The organism is Micromonospora sp. CA-244673 (assembly GCF_050948395.1).
Lineage (GTDB): Bacteria > Actinomycetota > Actinomycetes > Mycobacteriales > Micromonosporaceae > Micromonospora.
In genome coordinates this window covers 1,407,637-1,423,491 of sequence record NZ_CP192019.1, presented here as the reverse complement: position 1 = coordinate 1,423,491, position 15,855 = coordinate 1,407,637, and the positions used below count along the sequence as shown (strand labels likewise).

Sequence of the window (15,855 nt, the reverse complement as noted above, 5' to 3'; positions counted from 1 at the left end):
CCGGTGGCGTCGCGGCTCAGCCGGCGACCAGCGGACCGGCGGTGACCCCGCCGCGGACCGCCTCCAGCGCCGCGATGGCCACCCCGCGCGCCCCGGCCATGTCCCGGTCGGGCACCAGCGCGAAGGTGGCCACCGCGCGCTGCTCGGCGCGCAGCACGGTGTGCTCCCGCACGGCGGCCAGGAACCAGTCGCGGAACTCGGGTGCCGCCTCCACGACCCCGCCACCCACGAAGTACGCGTGCGGGTCGGTGAAGTTGGCCGCGATGGTGAACAGCCGGCCCAGCGCCATGGCCTGCTGGGTGAAGACCTCGCGGGCCAACTGGTCGCCCAGCTCGCCGTAGCCGCGAACCAGCTTCGCCGCCCGGGCCGGCTCCTCGGCGGCCAGCGGATGCCCCGGAAACCGGCCCAGCCAGTACGGCAGCAGGTTGTTCACGATGGCGGTGAGCGAGGCGACGCTCTCCACGTCCCCGGCGAAGCCACAGGCGCACACGGGCACCGGCTGGCCCGGCCCGAGCAGCCCGTCGAGCGGGATGTGCACGTGCCCGAACTCGCCCGCCATACCGGCCGCGCCGCCGACCACCCGGCCGCCCTCCACCACGCCGCCACCGAGCCCCGTGCCCACGATCGCGGCGACCGAGGAGCGGGCCATCGCGTCGGCGCCGAAGTGCACGTGGTGCGCGTAGAGGGCCGCCGCGTTGCCGTCGTTGGCGTAGACCACCGGCAGGCCGAGCCGGTGCTCCAGCGCGCCGCGCACGTCGAAGCCGCGCCACGCCGGCTGGGAGAAGTTGGTCGAGCCGCGCGAGGAGATCACCCCGGTGGCGCTGGCCGGGCCGGGGGTGTCCAGCCCGACCGCGCGGACCAGTTCGCGGGGCACCCCGGTCAGCGCCAGCACGCCGTCGAACGCCCGGGCGAGGGCCTCGATCGCCGCGTCCGGGCCCGCCTGGACCTCGCTCGGGATCTCCACCAGCCCGTCCACCAGGAACCGGCCGTCGACCGTCAGCACGGTGGCGTTGTTGCTCGTGCCGCCGTTGTCCAGACCCACCACCACCGGCACACCCGCGCTGCCCACCGCCACCGCCTCCCGCCGAGCCTGACCTGAGGCTAGTTCGAGCCGGGGCGTCCCGCCACGGTCGCGCGACCCCGCCCGCCCGGTCTCGGCACGGGCGGGGTCGGGCGGCGTCTCACCCGGGACGGCGGGCGGTGACGGCGGTCGCCTCCAGGTCGTCGTCGTGCACCACGGACGGGTCCAGGCCGGCGTCGGCCATGATCCCGCAGAGCGTCCCGGCCTGGCCGGCGCTCACCTCCACGGCCAGGTGCCCGCCGGGGGCCAGCCACTCGGCCGCGCCGGCGGCCACCCGGCGCAGCACGGCCAGCCCGTCCGCGCCGCCGTCCAGCGCCACCGGGGCCTCGTGCAGTCGTGCCTCCGGCGGCAGCATCGCCACGGCGTCGCTCGGCACGTACGGGGCGTTGGCCACCACCAGGTCCAGCCGCCCCCGCCACCGCGCCGGCAGCGGTGCGAACAGGTCGCCCTCGTAGACCGGCACGCCCAGCGGGGTCAGGTTGCGCCGGGCGCAGGCCACCGCGGCCGGGTCGACGTCGGCGGCGGCCAGCCAGCGGGGCGACAGGCGGCCGTGCAGCACGAGCGCGGCGGCGCCCGAGCCGCAGCAGAGGTCGAGCACGGCGGGCGCCGGGCCGGCCACCGCCGCGGCGGCGGCGACCAGCAGGGCGGTGCGCCCGCGGGGGACGAACACCCCCGGGTCGACGGAGACCCGCAGGCCGCAGAACTCGGCCCAGCCGAGCAGGTGCTCCAGCGGTAGGCCGGCGACCCGGCGGTCGACCAGGTCGGTCAGCGCCTCGGCCGAGTCGGCGGCGGCGATGAGCAGGTCCGCCTCGTCCTCGGCGAAGACGCAGCCGGCGGCGCGCAGCCGCCGGACGAGAGCGGGACGGTCGGGAGAGAACAGGGTGGCTGGCATGGCAGGCCTTTCGGGAACGCTCGTCGGCGCTCCCGGCGTCGCCTAACCCTGGGGCGACGCGGACTCGGAGGGAGCGCCGGTCCTCTGCTGGTGGATCGGTCTCACCTCCTCCGGTCGGGGCCCGCGCGGGCCGCTGCTGCCCGTCACCCTAGCGGAGCGGGCCGGCCGCGTCAGGCCGCGTCGAGCGCGGCGGTCACGTCGGCCACCAGGTCGGCGGCGTCCTCGATGCCGCAGGAGAGCCGGACGAAGCCGGGCGCGGTGTCGTCCCCCCACTGCGCCCGCCGATCGGCGGTGGTGTGCAGCCCGCCGAACGAGGTGGCGGCGGACACCAGGCGGGAGGCGTCGAGGAACCGGGCCACCCGGTCGGCGTCACCCAGGTCGAAGGAGAGCACGCCCGGCATCCGTCGCATCTGGACCGAGGCCACCGGGTACGCGGGATCGGTCGGCAGCCCGGGCCAGCGTAGGCCGGTGACGTCGCCGCGGCCCGCGAGCAGCCCGGCCAGTGCCTCGGCGTTGGCGGTCTGCCGGCCCAGCCGCAGGTCCACGGTCGCCAGCGAGCGGTGGGCCAGCCAGCAGTCGAACGGCCCGGGCACCCCGCCGGTCGTGGTCCGCCAGGCGGTCACCGCGTCGAGCAGCTCGGCCGAGCGGGTCGCCACGTAGCCGAGCAGCAGGTCGGAGTGGCCGGTGAGGGCCTTGGTGCCGGAGGCGACCACCACGTCGGCGCCGAGCTCCAGCGGGCGCTGCCCGAGCGGGGTGGCGGTGGTGTTGTCGACCGCCACCAGGGCCCCGGCGCCGTGCGCCGCGACGGCCAGCGCCGGCACGTCGGCCACGTCCAGGCCCGGGTTCGCCGGGGTCTCCAGCAGCACCAGCCGGACACCCTCGAACGACGGGTACGGCCCGGCGGTCGGCACGAAGCCGACGCGTACCCCGATGCCCTCCAGGGTGGCGGTGGCGAAAGCGCGCACCGGGAAGTAGCCGTCGGCGGGGAGCAGCACGGTGTCCCCGGGGCGCAGCAGGGCCAGCAGCAGCCCCGTGATGGCCGCCTGGCCGCTGGCGAAGACGCGGCAGTCGCCGCCCTCCAGCTCGCCGATGGCCGCCTCCAGCAGCCGCCGGGTGGGGTTGTCGGGCCGCCCGTACCCGTTGGGGGTCGCCTCCGGCCCCCGCCACGGATCCAGGTGGTACGGCGCCGCGAAGACCGGCCCGGGCAGGAAGGGCTGGCCCGGTTCCGGCGCGGGCAGCCCCGCGTGCACGCTGCGCGTGCCGTCACCCCACTCGTCGGTCATCGCCGCCTCACTCGTACGACTCGGGCTTCGCGGTCCGGCTCATGAGGGCGTCCACGGCGAGCCGCGGGTCCATCCCCTCGTGGCAGATCCGCTCGATCTGCTCGGTGATCGGCATCTCCACCCCGTGCGCCCGGGCCAGGTCCCGGATGGCCAGGCAGCTCTTGACGCCCTCGGCCGTCTGCCGGGTGGCCGCCTGGGCCTGCTCCAGGGTCTCCCCCCGGCCCAGGTGCTCGCCGAAGGTGCGGTTGCGGGCCAGCGGCGACGAGCAGGAGGCGACCAGGTCACCCATGCCGGCCAGGCCGGCGAAGGTGATCGGGTCGGCGCCGAGCGCCACGCCCAGCCGGGCGGTCTCGGCCAGGCCGCGGGTCATGAGCATGGCCCGGGTGTTGTCGCCGAAGCCCATGGCGGTGGCGATGCCGTACGACAGGGCGATCACGTTCTTCACGGCCCCGCCCAGCTCGCAGCCGATCACGTCGTCGTTGGTGTACGGCCGGAAGTACGGCGTGCGGATCGACGACTGCACGAGCGCGGTCCGGCGGCTGTCGGTGCCGGCGACCACCGTCGCGGCCGGCTGCTCGGCGGCGATCTCCGGGGCCAGGTTGGGCCCGGAGACGACCACCACCCGGTCGGCCGGCACCCCGGCGGTCTCCATGATCACCTGGCTCATCCGCTTGGTGGTGCCCAGCTCGATGCCCTTCATGAGGGAGACGAGCGTGGCGTCCGCGTCCAGGTACGGGGTCCAGTCGGCGAGGTTGCCGCGCAGCGTCTGCGACGGCACGGAGAGCACCACCACCTCGGCGCCGGCGATCGCCTCCTCGGCGTCCCCGGTCGCGGTGACCCGCTCGGGCAGCCGCACGTCCGGCAGGTAGTCCGGATTGTGGCGCCCGGTCCGGATCGCCTCGGCCACCGAGGCGCGCCGGGCCAGGATGGTCACGTCCCGGCCGGCGTCGGCGAGGATCTTGGCGAACGCGGTGCCCCACGAGCCCGCCCCCAGCACCGCGACATGCCCGCTGCGCTCGCTCACTCGGTCACCTCGGGCGTGCGCGTCCGGGCCGGCCGCTCCCACAGCGGTGGTGGTGTGCCGCCGCGGATCTCGGCGACCAGGTCCCGGATCCGCAGCATGATCGTGTCCGTCATCTCCTCCAGGATCGCCCGGGTCGGCGTGGCGCCCGCCCACCGGCTCAGGTCCACCGGCGGCCCGGCGACCACCGTCACGGGGGTACGCGGGCGCAGCCCGACCCGGGCGGTCCGCGGGTCGAACATCCGCTCCGGCCCGACCATGGCCACCGGGATCACCGGGGCGCCGGTGGCCAGCGCCAGCCGCGCCGCGCCGGTCTTGCCCTTCATGGGCCACAGGTCCGGCTCGCGGGTGGTGGTCCCCTCCGGGTAGATCACCACCGCGCCGCCCTCGTGCACCGCGGCCACCAGCTTGTCCAGCGACCGGGCCGCCTCGACGCTGCCGCGCTCGACCGGGATCTGCTTGCACCGGTGCAGGATCCAGCCGATCACCGGCACCTTGAACACGCTGGCCTTGCCGAGGAACTGCGGCCAGCGCCCGGCGTCGTGGATGAAGTGCGCGGACACCAGCGGGTCCGCGTGCGAGATGTGGTTCGGCACGATGATGATGCCGCCCTCGCGAGGAAGGTGCTCCATCCCCCGCCACGTGCGGCGGGTCCAGACGGTCAACACCGGCTTCACCAGCACCACGGCGAACCGTGGCCAGAATCCCAGCCTCCGCGGTGCCACCCTGCCTCCTCGTTCCGCCCCACGCGCGCACGCCCCGGGACGAAATCATGCCTGCTCGCTCCGGGTCCGGCCAGTGAGGGTACCGCCGTCCGGCTGGCAGGATTGTCACGTGCCTGAGCCGACCTGGACCGTCGTGGTGCCGGTGAAGCGCCTCGGAGTGGCGAAGAGCCGCCTGCGGGGCGCGCTGTCCGGCGTACCCCACGAGGAGCTGGCGCTGGCCCTGGCGGCCGATACGGTCCGCGCGGTGCGGGCCTGCCCGGCGGTGGCCGGGGTGCTGGTGGTGACCGACGACCCCCGGGTGGCGGCGGAGGCGACGGCGGCCGGCGCGGCGGTCGTGCCGGACCCGGCGGCCGGCCTGAACGGGGCCTTCCGGCACGGCGCGGCGGTGGCCGGCCCGCGCGCCGCGGTGGCCGGCCTCACCGCCGACCTGCCGGCGCTGCGCCCGGCCGACCTGGCCGAGGCGCTGCGGGCCGTCCCCACCGACGGGGTACGCGGGTTCGTGGCCGATGCCCCGGGCAGCGGCACCGTGCTGCTCGCCGCGCCGCCCGGGGTGCCCCTGGCGCCCCGCTTCGGCCCCGGCTCGGCGGCGGCGCACGCGGCGAGCGGGGCCCGGCCGCTGCCCGGCGGCTGGCCCACCCTGCGCCGGGACGTGGACACCCCGGCCGACCTGGCCGCCGCGGCCCGGCTCGGCGCCGGTCCGCGCACCGCCGCGCTGCTGGCCCGGGCCGGCACGGACGTCGGGTACGGTGCTGGCATGCAGGGCACGGTGGCCACCTACGACGCGTCGACCCGCAGCGGCGTGCTGCTCCTCGACGACGGCACCGAGCTGGCCTTCCCGGCCCGGGCGTTCGACGCCTCCGGGCTGCGGCTGCTCCGGCTCGGGCAGCGGGTCCGCATCGAGCGGGACGCCGCCGGCGAGGTCGTCCGGGTGACGTTGCCGACGATGGCGTGACCAACCTGCCCCGAGTTCATTTTCCGTTCACCCTTGTCGGGGAATCATGAGGTGGTGAGCACCCCTCGCGAGCACCCCGACGGTCCCCGTAACCTCGTCGATCCCGGCGCGCCCCGCAACGGCGCGTCGACCCGCGGCGCCGACGGCCGGTTCCGCCGCGTCCGCCCGCCCGAGGAGAGCGTGAGCCCCGAGCCCGCGGCGGCGGCCTCCGCGGGGCTGGAGGAGTCCCTCGACCCGGTCGAGGGGCCGGGCCCGCAGGTGGAGCCGCCGGCGGCCCGGCCGCTGCCGGAGGACCGGTTCTTCAACCGGGAGCTCTCCTGGCTCGACTTCAATGCCCGGGTGCTGGCGCTGGCCGAGGATCCCCGCACGCCGCTGCTGGAACGGGCCAAGTTCCTGGCCATCTTCGGCAGCAACCTGGACGAGTTCTACATGGTGCGGGTGGCCGGGCTGAAGCGGCGGCTCTCCGCCGGCCTGCCGGTGCGCGGCGGCGACCGGCTGCCGCTGCGGACCCAGCTGGAGCTGATCGCCGAGAAGACCGCCGACCTGGTCTCCCGGCACGCCGCGTGCTTCGTCGACGACGTGCTGCCGAAGCTGGCCGCCGAGGACATCCGGATCCTGCGCTGGAGCGATCTCGACGACGCCGAGCGGGAACGGCTGCGCACCTGGTTCCGGGAGCACATCTTCCCGGTGCTCACCCCGCTCGCGGTGGACCCCGCGCACCCGTTCCCCTACATCTCCGGCCGGTCGCTGAACCTGGCCGTCTCGGTACGCGACCCGGACGGCGGCTCGGAGCTGTTCGCCCGGGTGAAGGTGCCGAACAACGTGCCCCGGTTCGTCCGGGTGGTCCGCGACCAGCCGGGGGTGCGCTTCCTGCCGGTCGAGGACCTCATCTCGGTGCACCTCGGGCAGCTCTTCTCCGGCATGCAGGTGGTCGAGTGCCACCTGTTCCGGGTCACCCGCAACGCCGAGGTGGAGGTCGACGAGGACCGCGACGAGGACCTGCTCCAGGCCCTGGAACGGGAGCTGGCGCGACGCCGGTTCGGCCCGCCGGTCCGGCTGGAGGTGGCCGCCTCCATCTCCGACCACATGCTGGAGCTGCTCGTCCGCGAGCTGGACATGGACAGCCAGGACGTGCTCCGGGTCCGCGGCCTGCTCGACCTCTCCGCGCTCTGGCAGGTCTACGGCGAGGCCGATCGCCCGGACCTCAAGGACCCGCCGTTCGTGCCGGCCACCCACCCCCGGCTCGCCGAGGGCGAGGTGCCGCGCAGCGTCTTCGCCACCCTGCGGGACGGGGACGTGCTGGTGCACCACCCGTACCACTCGTTCGCGACCAGCGTGCAGCGCTTCGTCGAGCAGGCCGCCGCCGACCCGAACGTGCTGGCCATCAAGCAGACCCTCTACCGCACCAGCGGCGACTCCCCCATCGTCGACGCGCTGGTCGACGCGGCCGCCGCCGGCAAGCAGGTGGTGGTGCTGGTCGAGCTGAAGGCGCGCTTCGACGAGGTCGCCAACATCGGCTGGGCGCGCACCCTGGAGCGGGCCGGCTGCCACGTGGTCTACGGCCTGGTCGGCCTGAAGACGCACTGCAAGACCGCCCTGGTCGTACGCCAGGAGGGCAACCAGATCCGCCGCTACTGCCACATCGGCACCGGCAACTACCACCCGAAGACCGCCCGGCTCTACGAGGACTTCGGCATGCTCACCGCCGACCCGGAGATCGGCGCCGACCTCACCGACCTGTTCAACGTGCTCACCGGCTACAGCCGGCAGACCGCGTACCGGCGGCTGCTGGTGGCCCCGCAGGGCATCCGCAGCGGCCTCATCGAGCGGATCGAGCGGGAGATCGAGCACGTCCGGCTGGGCATGCCCGGGCTCGTGCAGTTCAAGGTGAACGCGCTGGTCGACGAGGAGATCACCGACGCGCTCTACCGGGCGTCCCGGGCCGGGGTGCACGTCGACCTGCTGATCCGGGGCATGTGCACGCTGCGGCCGGGCGTGCCGGGGCTGTCGGAGAACATCCGGGTCCGCTCGATCCTCGGCCGGTTCCTGGAGCACTCGCGGATCTTCCGGTTCGGCAACAACGGCGACGCGGAGTTCTGGATGGGCTCGGCCGACCTGATGCACCGCAACCTGGACCGCCGGGTGGAGGCGCTGGTGCAGGTGAGCGACCCGGTGGCCCGGGCCGAGCTGGACCACGTGCTCACCGCCGCGTTCAGCCCGGACGTGGACGCCTTCGAGCTCGCGGCGGACGGCACCTGGCAGCGCCGCACCGGCACCGACGACACGCCGCTGACCCACCTGCAGGACCTGCTCCTGCACCGGGTCGGCGGTAGGGCGGGCTGACCGGACCACGACCCGCTCGGAGCGGGCATACGGTGAGCGGATGACGGACGACGAGCCGGCGCGGATCCGGGCGGCGGGCGGGGTCGTCTGGCGCCCGGCCACCGGCGGCGTCGAGATCTGCCTGGTGCACCGCCCCCGGTACGGCGACTGGTCGCTGCCCAAGGGCAAGCTGGACGCCGGCGAGCACCCGCTGCGGGCCGCCGTCCGGGAGGTCGCCGAGGAGAGCGACGTCCGGGCCGTGCCGCAGGTACGCCTGCCCACCGTCCGCTACCGCAGCGAGGGCCGGCCGAAGGCCGTCGACTACTGGTCGATGCGAGCCGCCGCGCAGGGCGGCTTCCAGCCCGACACCGAGGTGGACGAGGTGGCCTGGTTCCCCACCGACGAGGCGGAACGCCGGGTCAGCTACCCACACGACGCCGAGGTGATCGCCGCGTTCGCGGCGCTGCCGCCCGTCACCGCCACCGTCCTGCTGGTCCGGCACGCGCACGCCGGCAAGCGGGGCACCTGGAGCGGCCCGGACGACGGCCGGCCGCTGGACGCCGAGGGCTGGGCCCAGGCGCAGGCGCTCGCCCCGCTGGTCGCCCTGGTCCGCCCGGCCCGCCTGGTCTCCGCCTCGGCCCGGCGCTGCGTGCAGACCCTCGACCCGGCGGCCGCCCTGCTGGACCTGCCCATCGAGGTGGTCGGCGACCTCGACGAGCCACGCCCCGGCCAGCAACCGGACGAGTGCGCGCTGGCCGCCGCGGCCCGGCTCACCGCGCTGGCCGCCGACCGGGAAACGGTCGCCGTGTGCAGCCAGGGCAAGGTGATCCCGGGCGCGCTGGAACGGCTGGCCGGCCGGGCCGACGACTTCACCGCCCCGAAGGGCGGCGGCTGGCTGCTCGCCTTCACCGGCGACCGGCTGCTCGCCGCCGACCGGCTGTAAGGGCCCCTGTTGACGCCTCCGGCAGAGCCGGCCGTCCCCTTCCAACACCCCCCGGTGCGTGCAGGGCGAGTGTCACCGCGACCGGAGGGCGCCTCGGCAGGACCGGTGCCACCGCGACGGGAGGGCGCCTCGGCAGGGCCGGTGCCACGCGCGACCGGAGGGCGCGCCTCGGCAGGGCCGGTGTCACCGTGGCCGGGAGGGCCTTACGGCAGGGTGAGTGTCACCGCGACCGGCAGGTGGTCGCTGGCGGTGCCGCGCGGTGCCGCCGCCCCGGACGGGGTGAGACCCGGCGAGACGAAGACGTGGTCGATCTGGCTGCGCGGGTCGTCGGCCGGGCTGGTCCGCAGCGGGCGGGCCGCGGCCAGCGCGTCGACCAGCCCGGCCCGGGTGAACTCGGCGAACGCGGCATCGCCGGGCTCGGTGTTCAGGTCGCCGCCGAGCACCAGCGGGCGGCCGGCCGCGTACCCGGTGGCGAAGGCGGCCACCTCGCCGGCCTGAGCCACCGGGCCTTGCCCCGGCGGCGGTTGCAGGTGCGTGGCGACCACGGCGAGTTCCCGGCCGCCGAGGTCGAGCGTGACGCCGAGCGCCTGCGCCCCGGTCGGCGCCCCGTGGGCCGCGAGGGGCCGGGTCCGGCCGGCCCGCACGGGGAATCGGCTCAGCACCGCGTCACCCCACACCGGGTCGGCGGCGGGCGCGAAGACGTACGGCATGCGCAGCCGCCCGGCCAGCAGGGCGAGGGTGTCGTGGCCGCCGTTGAGCAGCCAGCCCCGGTCCACCTCGCTGAGCAGCACCACGTCCGGCCGGCTGCCCGCCACGGCCCGGGTCAGCGCGTCCAGGTCGAGCCGCCCGTCCAGCCCGAACCCCATCCGGATGTTGTACGCCACCACCCGTACCGTCGCCGGTGGCGTCACGGGCGGATGCGGCGCCGGGGCCGGGCGGTGGATCCCGCCGCCCACGGCGGTCAGCAGCATCGCCACGAGGACCGTCCACACCGGCACGGGCGGGCGGAACGGGGGTGCGGCGAACGGCGGGGCGACCACGGCCGCGGCCGCGACGGCCAGCGCCGCCAGCACCGGCGCCCAGCCGTTCGGGTACCCGAGGTCGTAGGCGGCGTAGTACGCCACTGCGCCGACGGCGAACCCCAGCATGCCGCCGACGACGGCGAAGGCCCGCCGGCCACCGTCCGTGGCGCTCGGCTCCGGCGCGGCGGGTTCACCGGCGGCGGAACCCTCGCCCGGCCCGGCCGGCGGGGCATCCGCACCGGTGCCCGCGCCGAGGCCGCGGACCGCTGCCGAACCGGTGTTCCCGTCCGGGCTCGTCGTGGCGGGGACGGTCCCGCCGGGCACCCGCTCGGCCGGCACGATCGCCCGCTCGGCGACGGTGTCGACGAGGGCGAGGCAGCCACCGAGACCGGCGGCGGTGAGCAGGACCGCCGGTGCCAGCCAGTTCGCCCGGTCGGTGGCGAACAGCCCGGCCCCGACAACGAGCGCGGCGGGCCAGACGAGCCGGGCCACCGGCCGGGGCGGCCGGAGCAGCACCGCCAGCAGGAAGAGGCCGATCGCCACCTCGGGCACCGCCGCGAGCCGCCCAGGGGGCAGCGCCAGGTCCGACATGTCCGCCGACCCGTGCCAGTACGAGGCGGCCGCGTCCCACACCGCCGGTGCGAGCGCCAACTGACCGGCCAGCAACAGCACCGGGCCCACCAGCAGCCAGGCGGCACGGCCGGCTTCCCGACCCCGCCCCGGCCCGGAAACGGCGCTGCCGGGCGACGACGCGGCCGCCTGGGCGGCGACGAAGGCGCCCACCAGCAGGACGCTCCCCGTCCAGCCCAGCACGCCGCCCCGCCAGACGAGGTCCTCGGTGCCGAGCAGGGCGTGCCCGGCGGCCGCCCCGGCCAGGCCGAACGCCAGCCCCGGCACCGGCCGGGCGACCGTCGCGGCGGTAGCGGCGAGCCAGACCAGGCCGGCGAACAGGCCGGCGCAGGCCAGCCAGAGCTGGATCCGGCCGCCGGGCGCGGCCGTCAGAGCGAGCCGGGTGGCGGCCAGCAACCCGGCCGCGACCACGCCCACCGGACCGGGACCGAGCCGGCGGACCAGGACGGGCGCGGCGAGGGCGAGCACGAACCAGCCGAGGGCGAAGGCGCCGAGGAGTTCGGCCGGCGTCTCGGCCGCCCGGCCGAAGATGGTGATGATCGACGGCAGCCACACGCGCAGCACGTCGAGCAGGACGACGACGCCCAGGGCGAGCACGGCGGTGTGGAGGTGACGGTGGCGCACGGGCGCCCCTCTTCTCGTGACCGACGGGGGTGTTCGGCACGAGGATTCTGCGGGCCGGCCGGACGGCGGGTCAACGCGTACCCACGAAAAAGGGCGCCCACCGCGGACGGTGGGCGCCCCTCGGGCCGTGCGTTCAGCGCCGGCTGGCGGCCTTCTTGGCCGGAGCCTTCTTGGCCGGAGCCTTCTTCGCCGGCGCCTTCTTGGCGGCGGTGCTCTTGGCGGCCGTCGTCTTCTTGGCCGCGGTGGTCTTCTTGGCCGCGGCCGTCTTCGCCGCGGTGGTCTTCTTCGCCGTGGTCGTCCTGGTCGCGGCCTTCTTCGCGGGCGCGGCCTTCTTGGTCGCGGCAGTGGTCTTGGTGGCCTTCGCCGCCGTGGTCTTCTTGGCGGCACCGGCCGCCGTGGTCTTCTTCGCGGCGGTCGCCTTGGCCCCGGTCGCCTTCGCGCCGGTGGCCTTCGCGGCGGCCGTGGTGGTCTTCTTGGCGGCGGCGGTGGACTTCGGCACCTTGCCGCTGGCCACCATCTCCTTGAAGCCCGCGCCCGCACGGAAGGTCGGGACGGAGGTCTTCTTGACCTTCACCGCCTCGCCGGTCCGCGGGTTGCGCGCTGTTCGGGCTCCCCGGATGCGCTTTTCGAACGCTCCGAAACCGGTGATGGCCACCTTTTCGCCCTTGGTGACCGCCGCCTGGACCTCAGTGAGGACCGCCTCGAGCGCGGCCGTCGCCGTCTTCCGGTCCCCCAGGCGAACGGCGAGCGCCTCGATGAGCTCGGCCTTGTTCACGACTTCCTCCCGATTGTGCAACTGACTCGTCGCGAGCCATTCTGCGCGCACGGTATGCCCTGTGCTGCCTGGACACAAACATTCGGTGGAAAAAAGCCCTTGTGTCGTAACGGATTCGCCCCCACCGGCCGGGCCGGTGGGGGCGAAAAGCTATCTGTGGTCAGGCGACCGACGGTAGGAACGGCGGCCGGGACGCCTCGTAGGCGCTGATCTCGGCCTCGTGGCGGAGGGTGAGTCCAATGTCGTCCAAGCCCTCCATGAGCCGCCAACGGCTGTGGTCGTCCAGCGGGAACGCCCAGGTGGCGTCACCGGCGTGGACCTGGCGGGCGGCGAGGTCGACGGTGATCGGGGTGGTCGGCTCCGATTCCACGAGATCCCACAGTTCTTCCACGGCTTTCAATTCCAACTCGACCGGAAGGAGCCCTTCCTTGAGCGCGTTGCCGCGGAAGATGTCGCCGAAGCGAGGCGCGATCACGGCCCGGAAGCCCCAGTCCCGCAGCGCCCAGACGGCGTGCTCCCGGGAAGATCCGGTGCCGAACTCGGGGCCGGCGATCAGAATCGACGCACCCGAATGGACAGGATCGTTGAGAACGAATGACGGGTCCTCCCGCCACGCGTTGAACAGACCGTCCGCGAATCCGGTCCGCGTCACCCGCTTGAGGTACACGGCCGGGATGATCTGATCGGTGTCCACGTTAGACCGCCGCAGGGGCACGGCGGTGCCGGTGTGGGTGGTGAACTTGTCCATCTCTCGGCTGCCCTTCTACAGGTCGGCGGGGGCGGCCAGCCGGCCGACCACGGCGGTGGCGGCGGCGACCGGCGGCGACACCAGGTGCGTACGCCCGCCCCGGCCCTGGCGGCCCTCGAAGTTGCGGTTGGAGGTCGAGGCGGAGCGCTCGCCCGGCTTCAGCGTGTCCGGGTTCATGCCCAGGCACATGGAGCAGCCGGCGAAGCGCCACTCGGCGCCGGCGTCGGCGAAGACCTTGTCCAGCCCCTCCGCCTCGGCCGCCTCGCGCACCGCGGCGGAACCGGGCACCACCAGCATGCGTACGCCGTCGGCGACCTTGTGCCCGCGCAGCACGTCGGCGGCGGCCCGCAGGTCCTCCAGCCGGCCGTTGGTGCAGGAGCCGACGAAGACCACGTCGACGGCCAGGTCACGCAGCGCGGTGCCGGGCGTGAGGTCCATGTACTCCAGGGCCCGGCGCGCGGCTACCCGCTCGGGCTCGGTGACGAACTCCTCCGGGTCCGGCACGGCGGCGCCCAGCGGCAGGCCCTGGCCCGGGTTGGTGCCCCAGGTGACGAACGGGGTGATCCGGCTCGCGTCCAGGGTGACCTCGGTGTCGAAGGTCGCGCCCTCGTCGGTGGGCAGCGTCCGCCAGTGGGCCACCGCGGCGTCCCAGTCGGCCCCCTGCGGCGCGTTCGGCCGCCCCTTGAGGTACGCGAAGGTGGTCTCGTCCGGCGCGATCATGCCGGCCTTGGCGCCCCACTCGATGGACATGTTGGCGATGGTCATCCGCCCCTCCATCGAGAGGTTGCGGATGGCCTCGCCCCGGTACTCCACGATGTGGCCGCGCCCGCCGCCGGTGCCCACCTGGGCGATCAGGGCGAGCACCAGGTCCTTGGCGGTGACGCCCGGCGCGAGCTGGCCGGTGACGTTCACGGCCATGGTCTTCGGGCGGGCCTGCGGGAGCGTCTGGGTGGCCAGCACGTGCTCCACCTCACTGGTGCCGATGCCGAAGGCGAGCGCACCGAACGCGCCGTGGGTGGCGGTGTGCGAGTCGCCGCAGACGATCGTCATGCCGGGCTGGGTGAGGCCGAGCTGGGGGCCGATGACGTGCACGATGCCCTGGTTCTCGTCGCCCAGCGGGTGCAGCCGTACGCCGAACTCGGCGCAGTTGCGGCGCAGCGTCTCGATCTGGGTGCGGGAGGTGGGGTCCGCGATCGTGAGCAGGTCGCCGCGCCGGGAGCGGAACGCCGGGTCGTCGTACCCGGTCGGGGTGTTGTGGTCCTCGGTCGCGATCGTGAGGTCCGTGCGGCGGACCGGGCGGCCGGCCAGGCGCAGCCCGTCGAACGCCTGCGGGCTGGTGACCTCGTGGAGCAGGTGCAGGTCGATGAAGAGCAGGTCCGGCTCGCCGGCGGCGGAGCGGACGACGTGCGTGTCCCAGACCTTCTCGGCCAGGGTCCTCGGTTGAGTGACTCCCACCATCTGGACATCCTAAATTCTGGGAGGTAAATTTCGGCTTGTGGGACACAGTATGAGCGGTGTCGGCGTTCTCGACAAGGCGGTGGTCATCCTGGCCGCCTGCGTCGACGGCGCCAGCCTGGCCGAACTCGTTGAACGCACCAAGCTGCCCCGGGCCACCGCGCACCGGCTGGCACAGGCGCTGGAGATCCACCGGATGCTCGTCCGGGACACCCAGGGCCGCTGGCGCCCGGGCCCCCGGCTCGGCGAGCTGGCGAACGCCGCGCCGGACGTGCTGCTGACCGCGGCCGAACCGCTGCTCGCCGCGCTGCGCGACGCCACCGGGGAGAGCGCCCAGCTCTACCTGCGCCGCGCGGACGAGCGGATCTGCGTGGCCGCGGCGGAGCGGGCCAGCGGCCTGCGGGACACCGTGCCGGTCGGCTCGGTGCTGCCCATGACGGCCGGCTCGGCGGCGCAGATCCTGCTCGCCTGGGAGCCGCCCGAGGCGGTCATGCCGCTGCTGCCCCGGTCGAAGTTCACCGGCCGCACCCTCGCCGAGGTACGCCGCCGCGGCTGGGCGCAGAGCGTCGCCGAGCGGGAGGCCGGTGTGGCGAGCGTCTCGGCCCCGATCCGCGACCGCACCGGCCGGGTCATCGCCGCGATCAGCATCTCCGGGCCGATCGAGCGCCTGGGCCGCCGCCCCGGTGAACGCCACGCCATGGCCGTGGTCCGCGCCGGCCAACGCCTCTCCGGCCTCTGACCCCGAACCCCTCCCCCGGCGGGTGCGGGGGAGGGTGGGGGTGGGACGGCGAACGGCCCGTCTCCGTGGGAGACGGGCCGTTCGCTACTGGTAGCCCCGACCGGATTCGAACCGGCGCTACCGCCTTGAGAGGGCGGCGTCCTGGGCCGCTAGACGACGGGGCCAGGCACTTTTCCTGCTTCACCGCCCTGACGAGCGGTGCCGCAGTAGTCTAGCGGCACCACGTCCGGCCGCGACGCGGGGGTCCGGCCGCTGGACCGGGGGCGAACAACGAAACAGCCCGCCCCACGTGGTGGGACGGGCTGCCAGCGCTTGTAGCCCCGACCGGATTCGAACCGGCGCTACCGCCTTGAGAGGGCGGCGTCCTGGGCCGCTAGACGACGGGGCCAGAACTTCATGCTTCCGCGCCCTGGCGGGCGGGGAAGCTGCACTCTATCAGAGATCATCTGCCGCCCCTCTCGCGAGGAGCGGAGCGGAACTCCGCCAGAATCCAGCGTCCGGGATTCTCGCGAATCCGCGGCTGCGCTGGGGTACCAGGACTCGAACCTAGACTAACTGAACCAGAATCAGTCGGGCTGCCAATTACCCCATACCCCATTGGCCCCTTGCGGCGCCAGGAACGAACTTTACCCTCCCGGTGCCG

The 15,855-nt window shown here is 74.9% G+C and carries 12 protein-coding genes, 3 tRNA genes and 1 pseudogene; 4 read left to right on the top strand and 12 right to left on the bottom strand.

The window, feature by feature from the left end; translation table 11 throughout:
- Window positions 1–16 precede the first annotated feature (16 nt).
- The 5 genes from ACQP12_RS06855 to ACQP12_RS06835 all read right to left on the bottom strand — a co-directional run bounded on the left by ACQP12_RS06855 (window position 17) and on the right by ACQP12_RS06835 (window position 5,002).
- Complete coding sequence (locus ACQP12_RS06855; protein WP_433285948.1) at window positions 17–1,069, bottom strand: ROK family protein; 1,053 nt, start codon at window positions 1,067–1,069, stop codon at window positions 17–19.
- 112 nt (window positions 1,070–1,181) lie between these two features.
- Window positions 1,182–1,973 (bottom strand): putative protein N(5)-glutamine methyltransferase, encoded by a 792-nt coding sequence (locus ACQP12_RS06850; RefSeq protein ID WP_433285946.1) that lies wholly within the window; start codon window positions 1,971–1,973, stop codon window positions 1,182–1,184.
- Between the two features lie 170 nt (window positions 1,974–2,143).
- Window positions 2,144–3,256 (bottom strand): cystathionine gamma-lyase, encoded by a 1,113-nt coding sequence (locus ACQP12_RS06845; RefSeq protein WP_433285944.1) that lies wholly within the window; start codon window positions 3,254–3,256, stop codon window positions 2,144–2,146.
- Window positions 3,257–3,263: 7 nt separating this feature from the next.
- Complete coding sequence (locus tag ACQP12_RS06840) at window positions 3,264–4,280, bottom strand: NAD(P)H-dependent glycerol-3-phosphate dehydrogenase (RefSeq protein ID WP_433285942.1); 1,017 nt, start codon at window positions 4,278–4,280, stop codon at window positions 3,264–3,266.
- Window positions 4,277–5,002 carry a lysophospholipid acyltransferase family protein gene (locus ACQP12_RS06835; RefSeq protein ID WP_357937470.1) on the bottom strand — a complete coding sequence of 242 codons (726 nt, stop codon included), beginning with the start codon at window positions 5,000–5,002 and terminating at the stop codon, window positions 4,277–4,279. The genes ACQP12_RS06840 and ACQP12_RS06835 overlap by 4 nt, the downstream gene beginning before the upstream one ends.
- Window positions 5,003–5,111: 109 nt before the next feature.
- Between ACQP12_RS06835 and cofC the strand changes: the two are divergent.
- The 3 genes and pseudogenes from cofC to ACQP12_RS06820 all read left to right on the top strand — a co-directional run.
- Window positions 5,112–5,753, top strand: a pseudogene (cofC, locus tag ACQP12_RS06830) (2-phospho-L-lactate guanylyltransferase); the annotation flags it as partial.
- 255 nt (window positions 5,754–6,008) lie between these two features.
- On the top strand, window positions 6,009–8,297 hold the full coding sequence (locus ACQP12_RS06825) for an RNA degradosome polyphosphate kinase (RefSeq protein ID WP_433285940.1): 2,289 nt from the start codon (window positions 6,009–6,011) through the stop codon (window positions 8,295–8,297).
- Window positions 8,298–8,337: 40 nt separating this feature from the next.
- The gene (locus ACQP12_RS06820) at window positions 8,338–9,219 is read left to right on the top strand and encodes an NUDIX hydrolase (RefSeq protein ID WP_433285938.1); all 882 of its coding nucleotides are present in this window, start codon (window positions 8,338–8,340) and stop codon (window positions 9,217–9,219) included.
- Window positions 9,220–9,422: 203 nt separating this feature from the next.
- On the opposite strand, the gene ACQP12_RS06815 is transcribed toward ACQP12_RS06820, so the two are convergent.
- The 4 genes from ACQP12_RS06815 to leuC all read right to left on the bottom strand — a co-directional run bounded on the left by ACQP12_RS06815 (window position 9,423) and on the right by leuC (window position 14,476).
- Window positions 9,423–11,495 carry an endonuclease/exonuclease/phosphatase family protein gene (locus ACQP12_RS06815; RefSeq protein WP_433285936.1) on the bottom strand — a complete coding sequence of 691 codons (2,073 nt, stop codon included), beginning with the start codon at window positions 11,493–11,495 and terminating at the stop codon, window positions 9,423–9,425.
- Between the two features lie 133 nt (window positions 11,496–11,628).
- Window positions 11,629–12,270, bottom strand: coding sequence for an HU family DNA-binding protein (locus tag ACQP12_RS06810; protein WP_433285934.1), 642 nt, complete (start codon window positions 12,268–12,270; stop codon window positions 11,629–11,631).
- A 160-nt stretch (window positions 12,271–12,430) separates the two neighbouring features.
- Window positions 12,431–13,018, bottom strand: a complete 588-nt coding sequence (gene leuD, locus ACQP12_RS06805) for a 3-isopropylmalate dehydratase small subunit (protein WP_357937478.1) — start codon at window positions 13,016–13,018, stop codon at window positions 12,431–12,433.
- Window positions 13,019–13,033: 15 nt separating this feature from the next.
- The gene (gene leuC / locus ACQP12_RS06800) at window positions 13,034–14,476 is read right to left on the bottom strand and encodes a 3-isopropylmalate dehydratase large subunit (protein WP_433285932.1); all 1,443 of its coding nucleotides are present in this window, start codon (window positions 14,474–14,476) and stop codon (window positions 13,034–13,036) included.
- Between the two features lie 49 nt (window positions 14,477–14,525).
- Between leuC and ACQP12_RS06795 the strand changes: the two genes are divergently transcribed.
- On the top strand, window positions 14,526–15,212 hold the full coding sequence (locus ACQP12_RS06795; protein ID WP_013284529.1) for an IclR family transcriptional regulator: 687 nt from the start codon (window positions 14,526–14,528) through the stop codon (window positions 15,210–15,212).
- A gap of 88 nt (window positions 15,213–15,300) precedes the next feature.
- Here the strand turns inward: ACQP12_RS06795 and ACQP12_RS06790 are convergent.
- The 3 genes from ACQP12_RS06790 to ACQP12_RS06780 form a co-directional block, all read right to left on the bottom strand.
- Window positions 15,301–15,376 (bottom strand) — tRNA-Glu (locus ACQP12_RS06790).
- A gap of 151 nt (window positions 15,377–15,527) precedes the next feature.
- A tRNA-Glu gene (locus ACQP12_RS06785) sits at window positions 15,528–15,600 on the bottom strand.
- A gap of 137 nt (window positions 15,601–15,737) precedes the next feature.
- Window positions 15,738–15,809, bottom strand: a tRNA-Gln gene (locus tag ACQP12_RS06780).
- Between the last annotated feature and the right edge of the window lie 46 nt (window positions 15,810–15,855).

Coding starts and splice junctions, on each gene's coding strand:
- ACQP12_RS06845 (WP_433285944.1), bottom strand. CDS start 3,256: ATGACCGACGAGTGGGGTGACGGCACGCGCAGCGTGCACGCGGGGCTG.
- leuC (WP_433285932.1), bottom strand. CDS start 14,476: ATGGTGGGAGTCACTCAACCGAGGACCCTGGCCGAGAAGGTCTGGGAC.
- ACQP12_RS06850 (WP_433285946.1), bottom strand. CDS start 1,973: ATGCCAGCCACCCTGTTCTCTCCCGACCGTCCCGCTCTCGTCCGGCGG.
- ACQP12_RS06795 (WP_013284529.1), top strand. CDS start 14,526: ATGAGCGGTGTCGGCGTTCTCGACAAGGCGGTGGTCATCCTGGCCGCC.
- ACQP12_RS06820 (WP_433285938.1), top strand. CDS start 8,338: ATGACGGACGACGAGCCGGCGCGGATCCGGGCGGCGGGCGGGGTCGTC.
- leuD (WP_357937478.1), bottom strand. CDS start 13,018: ATGGACAAGTTCACCACCCACACCGGCACCGCCGTGCCCCTGCGGCGG.